We start from the raw sequence: 7,686 nt of genomic DNA, 5'->3' as shown, positions 1-7,686 counted from the left end.
TTCTCTTTCTTTATCGACCCGGTTGTGTGTTCACAGCGCCGTGTCGATGGAGGCGCATTATAGGGAGCCAATTCAGAAGCGCAAGCAAATCTCGTAAACTTTTTTCTGTTTGCGCATCTTTCATTCGTTCCGCTGGTTAAGTGCGCGTTTTTATCCATTTTGGCAGGTCTGCGAGGCTTTCCAACACGCTATCAGCCAGCGTTTCGCCTTGTTCAGTAACAGGTTTGCCCGTGCGAACTAGCAGTTTGATTCCTACCCCTGCACCAATTGCAGCCTGCATATCTTCTAATTTGTCACCCACCATATAAGATGCCGCCATATCAATGTGCAAATCGCGCTGTGCAGAAAGCAACATGCCTGGCTCAGGTTTACGACAATCACAAGTCTGACGGTATTCATCTTCTCCTGCTTCAGGGTGATGCGGACAAAAGTAGATGCCATCCAGATCAACACCGCGATCTGCCAGCGACCAGTCCATCCACTCCGTCAGTTGCATAAACTGATCTTCTGTAAACTTGCCGCGGGCGATGCCGGACTGATTGGTCACAACAACTAACACGAACCCCATGTTTTTCAACTCACGCATGGCATCAATGACGCCATCAATAAATTGAAAATGGTCAATGTCATGAACATAACCGTGATCGACATTGATCGTGCCGTCACGATCAAGAAAAATTGCTGGAACGCTTTGTGCCACTGACTTTGCTCCTGAATGGCCTAAATTACGCGGTAGTATCGCATGTTTTCGCCCATAGGGAGAATGCAGAGCCGTGACAATCCAGATTGACTTAGACGTCTAGACGCCCTAACATCCATTTCATATTCTGTTAATACAGAAACTGATTTATCCAGCCATAGGCACTCACGATAAAAACATATGATTGAACTTTCTAATATTACTAAGGTTTTTCAGCAAAACGGGCGGACCATTACCGCACTTGCAGATGTCAGCCTTCATGTTCCTACCGGGCAAATCTATGGTGTCATCGGCGCATCAGGCGCAGGTAAAAGTACACTCATCCGTTGCGTCAATTTATTGGAGCGCCCGACAGAAGGGAAAGTGCTGGTAGATGGACAAGAGCTGACCCAACTGTCAGATAGCCAGTTGACGCGCGCGCGCCGTCAAATAGGCATGATTTTCCAACATTTCAACTTGCTCTCTTCGCGCACCGTTTTTGGCAACATTGCGCTCCCTTTGGAATTGGATAACACGCCAAAAGCTGAGATTACCCAGCGGGTCAATGAATTGTTGGACTTGGTTGGGCTGGCGGATAAGCACGACGTGTATCCCGCCAATTTGTCCGGTGGACAAAAGCAGCGTGTCGCCATTGCCCGTGCGTTGGCCAGCAATCCCAAAGTTTTGCTGTGTGACGAAGCAACCAGCGCGTTGGATCCAGCAACCACCCGATCAATTCTTGAATTACTGAAAGATATCAATCGCCGCCTCGGCCTGACCATTCTTCTTATTACACATGAAATGGATGTGGTGAAACGCATTTGCGATCAGGTTGCGGTGATCAGCGACGGACGACTCATCGAGCAGGACACAGTCAGCGAAGTCTTCTCACATCCGAAAACACCCTTGGCGCAGAAATTCATTCAGTCAACGCTACACCTGGACATCCCTGGCGATTACCTTACCCGTCTGTCCCCCGACTCTCGCCCAGATACCACACCGCTATTACGGATGGAATTTACCGGCAAATCAGTAGATGCCCCGTTGCTCTCCGAGGTCGCTCGACGCTTTAACGTCAACAACAACATTATCAGTGCCCAGATGGATTATGCCGGTGGTGTCAAATTCGGCATCATGCTGGCAGAAATGCACGGCAACGATGCGGATATCAAAACCGCAATCCAATTCCTGCAGGAAAGTCACGTTACCATTGAGGTTCTAGGTTATGTCTGAAGCAATGATGTGGTTAATGGCTAAGGGAATATGGGAAACTGTCGCCATGACATTCGTTTCTGGTTTCTTTGGCTTTGTGCTTGGCTTACCCGTGGGAGTATTATTGTATACCACGCGTCCGGGGCAGATTATCGCCAATCCAAAGCTTTACCGGACCGTTTCTGCACTGGTAAATATTTTCCGCTCGATTCCATTCATTATTCTGCTGGTATGGATGATTCCTTTCACTCGTATGATTGTTGGAACCTCCATTGGCCTGCAAGCGGCGATCGTGCCTCTCACCGTCGGTGCCGCACCGTTTATTGCCCGCATGGTGGAAAACGCGCTGCTTGAAATTCCGACCGGCCTGATTGAAGCCGCCCGTGCAATGGGCGCCACGCCCATGCAAATCGTCAGAAAGATACTCCTGCCAGAAGCATTACCAGGTCTTATTAATGCCGCAACCATCACGCTAATCACACTCGTGGGCTATTCTGCTATGGGTGGAGCCGTGGGCGCAGGCGGCTTAGGACAAATTGGTTATCAGTATGGTTATATTGGTTATAACGCGACGGTCATGAATACGGTATTAATATTACTGGTTGTTTTGGTGTACCTGATTCAATTCTGCGGCGACAGGGCAGTAAAAGCTGTCACACACAAGTAATCACCACAATACGCATTTGTCTGAAGGCATCTGCCAAGAAAATAGTTAATTAGGGGTAAGGATATGGCGATTAAACTGAAATCTATTGCGACCATTGGTGCACTGATTGGTGCTCTGGCGCTAGCGGGATGTGGTCAGGAAGAAAAGAATCCGAATCACATTAAAGTCGGCGTTATTGTTGGCGCAGAACAGCAGGTTGCGGAAGTCGCGCAGAAAGTGGCAAAAGACAAATACGGTCTGGACGTTGAATTAGTTACATTTAACGACTACGTGCTGCCAAATGAAGCCCTGAGCAAAGGCGACATCGATCTGAATGCCTTCCAGCACAAGCCTTATCTGGATCAGCAGATTAAAGATCGTGGCTACAAACTGGTTTCTGTCGGCAACAGCTTTGTTTACCCAATTGCGGGTTACTCCAAAAAAATCAAATCGCTGAATGAACTGCAAGATGGCGCTCAAGTTGCATTGCCAAACGACCCGACCAACCTGGGCCGTTCTCTGCTGCTGCTGCAAAAAGTCGGCTTGATTAAACTGAAAGATAACGTTGGTCTGCTGCCAACCGTACTGGATGTGACTGAAAACCCGAAAAACATCAAACTGGTTGAGTTGGAAGCACCGCAGTTGCCGCGTTCTTTAGATGACGCGCAAATCGCACTGGCTGTAATCAACACCACTTACGCTAGCCAGATTAACCTGACACCAACTAAAGATGGCCTGTTTGTTGAAGAGAAAGACTCTCCGTATGTCAACCTGCTGGTTTCACGCGAAGACAACAAAGACGCTGAAAACGTGAAGAAATTCGTTCAGGCCTACCAGTCTGATGAAGTGAATGATGCAGCAAATAAAATCTTTAATGGCGGCGCGGTGAAAGGCTGGTAATCCAGACCTAACGCGTTTAATTAAAAGATATTGTTAAGACGGGCTACGGCCCGTCTTGTTATTTATGCAATTGCTTGCTTCAATACTCGCTCTTTGAGAAAAAGCAGAGGAATCCTTAATGCGTGCTGTTCCCTTTATATTGTTGGCAATGTCGCTGACAGGCTGTTCTTTATTTCAGAAGCCACCGGCACCTGCTCCTCAACCAGTTATTGAAACCAAAACCGCAGAACCCGCGCCTAAACCGAAGCCTGTCGCTCGCCCGACGCCCGCGGTGTTATATAAAAGTGCAGAAGAGTTAGTCGGTAAGCCTTTCCGCGATATGGGGGAAGTGTCAGGCTCCTCATGTCAGGTCAGCGCTCAGGATTCCCCTCCTAATGCGGCAAATGCGCGTAAAAGAATGCAAAACCGTGCCACTGCTATGAAAGCCAATGCGGTTTTGCTACATGAATGTCAAACCGTCAGTGGTGTAGCGGGTTGCTACAGTCAGGTCGTTTGCCAAGGCACTGCGCTGAAAGTCTCTGCACAATGAGTCAATTTGTTTTCAATCAGATCGGGATTATCCGCTCTCCGTATAAAGAAAAATTTGCCATTCCGCGGCAGCCGGGTCTGATTGAAGATGGAGGCGGAGAACTTCAGCTATTACCGCCCTACAACCAAGCGGAGTGCGTGCGAGGGCTGGAAGATTTCAGTCACATATGGGTAGTATTCATCTTTCATCAAACGATGGAAGGCGGCTGGCGTCCGACCGTTCGGCCACCGCGTCTGGGGGGAAACACACGGACGGGCGTTTTCGCTACGCGTTCTACTTTCCGCCCTAACCCTGTTGGCATGTCGCTGGTTGAATTAAAAGAGATTCGGGTAAAAGGCGATGCGATTACGCTCGAATTAGGCAGCCTTGATCTGGTCGATGGCACGCCGGTCATCGATATCAAACCTTACTTGCCCTTTGCCGAAAGCCATCCTCAGGCACGAGCGGGTTTTGCCCAAATGGCTCCCGATGCGGCAATGTCAGTGATTTTTTCGCCCCTTGCGGAAAACCAGATAGCCCAGCATCAAAAGAAATATCCCAACTTAAAGCGCTTTATCTCGCAGGTATTAGCGCAAGATCCACGCCCAGCCTACCGCAAAGGTGAGAGCACCACGCGGGAATACGCCGTTTTACTGCTGGAATTCAATGTGCGCTGGCGCGTTTGTGGAGAACAAACCGAAGTGCTAAGCCTCGCCCCATCAAACGCGTGTTAATACATTAACCACAGCAATATATTCTAAAATTGTTCCTGCTCTCTTTTGACGCGCCGTCTGCGCTGGTAAACTAAGCCACTTTTTATGTGCTTTCGGCTGCGCGGCAGCCTTATGCTATTTGTCGTTCTAACGGAACTAACACCCCATGCGTACTAGCCAATACATGCTCTCCACACTCAAGGAGACGCCAGCCGATGCGGAAGTCATCAGTCATCAGTTGATGCTCCGAGCAGGAATGATTCGTAAACTGGCCTCTGGCCTTTACACCTGGTTGCCGACCGGTTTACGTGTTTTGAGAAAAGTTGAAAACATCGTGCGCGAAGAGATGAATAACGCAGGCGCGATTGAAGTGTCCATGCCCGTTGTTCAGCCTGCCGATTTATGGGTCGAAAGTGGACGTTGGGATCAATATGGCCCAGAGCTGTTACGTTTTGTCGATCGTGGCGAACGCCCTTTCGTACTCGGCCCGACACATGAAGAAGTCATTACCGACCTGATTCGTAATGAAATTAGCTCTTATAAGCAGCTGCCGCTGAATTTCTTCCAGATTCAAACCAAATTCCGCGATGAAGTCCGTCCGCGTTTTGGCGTGATGCGCTCACGTGAATTCCTGATGAAAGATGCCTACTCTTTCCATACTTCACAGGAATCATTGCAGGTCACTTACGACGCGATGTACGCCGCTTACAGCCAGATTTTCGGCCGTATGGATCTGGATTTCAGAGCCGTTCAGGCGGATACCGGTTCTATCGGCGGTAACGCATCCCATGAGTTTCAGGTACTGGCTGCCAGCGGTGAAGACGATATCGTTTTCTCAACGGAATCCGACTATGCGGCAAACATTGAACTGGCCGAAGCGGTTGCGCCGAAGCTGGGTCGCGCAGAAGCAACGGAAGAGCTGCGCCTGGTGGACACACCGAATGCCAAGACCATCGCCGAGCTGGTTGAGCAATTTAAGTTGCCGGTAGAAAAAACTGTGAAAACGCTGCTGGTTAAAGCGACGGAAGAAAGTGGCCATAAACTGGTTGCGCTGCTGGTTCGTGGCGATCACGAACTGAACGAAATCAAAGCAGAGAAAATTGCTCAGGTAGCCAGTCCGTTGACATTCGCAACGGAAGAAGAAATTCGTGCCACCATCGGCGCAGGCCCAGGTTCTCTGGGTCCAGTCAAGCTGTCGATTCCCGTCGTTGTCGATCGCACCGTTGCAGCCATGAGCGATTTCAGCGCTGGCGCGAACATTGATGGTAAACACTATTTTGGCATCAACTGGGAGCGTGATGTTGAGCTGCCACAGGTTGCGGATATCCGTAACGTGGTTGAAGGCGACATCAGTCCAGACGGTAAAGGCACACTGCAAATTAAACGCGGTATCGAAGTGGGCCATATTTTCCAACTGGGCAGCAAATATTCTGAAGCGCTGAAAGCGACGGTTCAAGGTGAAGACGGCCGTAACCAGACGCTGACGATGGGTTGCTACGGTATTGGTGTCACGCGCGTTGTTGCAGCAGCGATCGAGCAGAATCATGACGAACGCGGCATCATTTGGCCAGACGCGATTGCCCCTTTCCATGTTGCTATTCTGCCGATGAACATGCACAAATCTTTCCGCGTGAAGGAAGTCGCTGAGGATATCTATCAGCAGTTACGCGCTAAGGGCATTGAAGTTCTGCTTGATGACCGTAAAGAGCGTCCAGGCGTGATGTTCGCCGATATGGAACTGATTGGCGTACCGCACACTATCGTGATTGGCGATCGCAATCTGGATAGTGAAGAGATTGAATATAAACACCGCAGGGTTGGTGAAAAGCAGATGATTAAAACCAGCGAAATCGTCGATTTCCTGATGGCAAATATCGTCCGCTAATCGCTGCCGAACCGCCTTTTCACAGGAAAAGGCGAATGCAGAAATAAAAAATGGTGGGTTTCCCCACCATTTTTTATTTCAAGGCTTCAGTAACTTAGCGCGTATTATTCACGAAACAGTTCTTCAATGCTCAACCCCTGAACCTGCAAAATTTCCCGCAGGCGGCGTAAGCCTTCAACCTGAATCTGACGAACACGTTCACGTGTTAAGCCAATTTCACGACCGACATCTTCCAGCGTAGCCGCTTCATACCCTAGCAGGCCGAAACGACGCGCCAACACCTCACGCTGTTTGGCGTTGAGCTCGAACAGCCATTTAACGATATTCTGTTTCATATCGTTATTCTGAGTAGTGTCTTCAGGTCCGTTGTCTTTTTCGTCTGCCAGAATATCCAGCAGCGCTTTTTCCGAATCACCGCCTAGTGGGGTATCGACGGAAGTAATACGTTCATTCAGGCGCAGCATGCGGTTAACGTCATCAACGGGCTTATCAAGCTGTTCGGCAATTTCTTCCGCACTCGGCTCGTGATCCAGTTTGTGAGACAGTTCGCGCGCGGTGCGCAGATAAACGTTGAGTTCCTTGACAATGTGAATCGGCAAACGGATGGTACGGGTTTGATTCATGATCGCCCGTTCTATCGTCTGTCGAATCCACCAGGTTGCGTAGGTTGAAAAACGGAATCCTCTTTCTGGATCGAATTTTTCAACCGCACGGATCAGGCCGAGGTTCCCCTCTTCAATCAGGTCCAGCAGCGCCAGACCACGATTGTTGTAACGGCGGGCAATTTTCACCACCAACCGCAGATTACTCTCAATCATCCGGCGGCGCGATGGGTCATCACCACGCAGCGCACGCCGAGCAAAATAAACTTCTTCTTCTGCGGTCAAAAGCGGCGAATAGCCGATTTCGCCTAAATAGAGCTGTGTTGCGTCAAGGACACGCTGTGGGACCCCTTGTGATAACAGCTCGTCTTCCGCCGAGTCATTATCATTGGTATCTTCCTCTGCCAGCGCCTTATCGTCAAAAACGTCAAGTCCATTCTCGTCGAAATCGGTATCTTCATGTAACTCGTTAACTTTCAGCGTACTTTGGCTCATAAGTGGCTCCTACCCGTGATCCCTTGGCAGAATACCGAAATACTCT

At 49.5% G+C, this 7,686-nt stretch carries 8 protein-coding genes; 6 read left to right on the top strand and 2 right to left on the bottom strand.

What is annotated here, in order from left to right; translation table 11 throughout:
- Nucleotides 1-136: 136 nt before the first annotated feature.
- Nucleotides 137-700 carry a D-glycero-beta-D-manno-heptose 1,7-bisphosphate 7-phosphatase gene (gene gmhB, locus H0247_RS06005; RefSeq protein WP_180741712.1) on the bottom strand — a complete coding sequence of 188 codons (564 nt, stop codon included), beginning with the start codon at nt 698-700 and terminating at the stop codon, nt 137-139.
- A gap of 180 nt (nt 701-880) precedes the next feature.
- On the opposite strand from gmhB, the gene metN reads away from it, so the two are divergent.
- The 6 genes from metN (at nt 881) to proS (ending at nt 6,543) form a co-directional block, all read left to right on the top strand.
- A complete protein-coding gene (metN, locus tag H0247_RS06000) occupies nt 881-1,912 on the top strand; it encodes a methionine ABC transporter ATP-binding protein MetN (RefSeq protein ID WP_180741711.1) in 1,032 nt (343 codons plus the stop codon).
- Nucleotides 1,905-2,558 carry a methionine ABC transporter permease MetI gene (locus H0247_RS05995; protein WP_039497700.1) on the top strand — a complete coding sequence of 218 codons (654 nt, stop codon included), beginning with the start codon at nt 1,905-1,907 and terminating at the stop codon, nt 2,556-2,558. Before metN ends, H0247_RS05995 begins: the two co-directional genes overlap by 8 nt.
- A 63-nt stretch (nt 2,559-2,621) precedes the next feature.
- Complete coding sequence (locus H0247_RS05990; protein WP_010681578.1) at nt 2,622-3,437, top strand: MetQ/NlpA family lipoprotein; 816 nt, start codon at nt 2,622-2,624, stop codon at nt 3,435-3,437.
- A 118-nt stretch (nt 3,438-3,555) separates the two neighbouring features.
- Nucleotides 3,556-3,966: an Rcs stress response system protein RcsF gene (gene rcsF / locus H0247_RS05985; RefSeq protein ID WP_039497702.1), complete on the top strand. Its 411-nt coding sequence runs from the start codon at nt 3,556-3,558 to the stop codon at nt 3,964-3,966.
- A complete protein-coding gene (tsaA, locus tag H0247_RS05980; protein WP_180741710.1) occupies nt 3,963-4,679 on the top strand; it encodes a tRNA (N6-threonylcarbamoyladenosine(37)-N6)-methyltransferase TrmO in 717 nt (238 codons plus the stop codon). The genes rcsF and tsaA overlap by 4 nt, the downstream gene beginning before the upstream one ends.
- 145 nt (nt 4,680-4,824) lie before the next feature.
- On the top strand, nt 4,825-6,543 hold the full coding sequence (proS, locus tag H0247_RS05975; RefSeq protein WP_180741709.1) for a proline--tRNA ligase: 1,719 nt from the start codon (nt 4,825-4,827) through the stop codon (nt 6,541-6,543).
- A gap of 104 nt (nt 6,544-6,647) precedes the next feature.
- Here the strand turns inward: proS and rpoS are convergent, their stop codons facing one another.
- Nucleotides 6,648-7,640, bottom strand: a complete 993-nt coding sequence (rpoS, locus tag H0247_RS05970) for an RNA polymerase sigma factor RpoS (RefSeq protein WP_180741708.1) — start codon at nt 7,638-7,640, stop codon at nt 6,648-6,650.
- Nucleotides 7,641-7,686: the final 46 nt, after the last annotated feature.

Source organism: Pectobacterium sp. CFBP8739, assembly GCF_013449375.1.
Taxonomy (GTDB): Bacteria; Pseudomonadota; Gammaproteobacteria; order Enterobacterales; family Enterobacteriaceae; genus Pectobacterium.
Note: the sequence above shows the minus strand (reverse complement) of the source record. Positions and strands in the feature narration are given on the sequence as shown.

Bases quoted from the DNA above. Each gene is read 5' to 3' on its own strand.
- tsaA (WP_180741710.1), top strand. From the start codon at position 3,963: ATGAGTCAATTTGTTTTCAATCAGATCGGGATTATCCGCTCTCCGTAT.
- proS (WP_180741709.1), top strand. From the start codon at position 4,825: ATGCGTACTAGCCAATACATGCTCTCCACACTCAAGGAGACGCCAGCC.
- rpoS (WP_180741708.1), bottom strand. From the start codon at position 7,640: ATGAGCCAAAGTACGCTGAAAGTTAACGAGTTACATGAAGATACCGAT.
- H0247_RS05990 (WP_010681578.1), top strand. From the start codon at position 2,622: ATGGCGATTAAACTGAAATCTATTGCGACCATTGGTGCACTGATTGGT.
- metN (WP_180741711.1), top strand. From the start codon at position 881: ATGATTGAACTTTCTAATATTACTAAGGTTTTTCAGCAAAACGGGCGG.
- rcsF (WP_039497702.1), top strand. From the start codon at position 3,556: ATGCGTGCTGTTCCCTTTATATTGTTGGCAATGTCGCTGACAGGCTGT.
- H0247_RS05995 (WP_039497700.1), top strand. From the start codon at position 1,905: ATGTCTGAAGCAATGATGTGGTTAATGGCTAAGGGAATATGGGAAACT.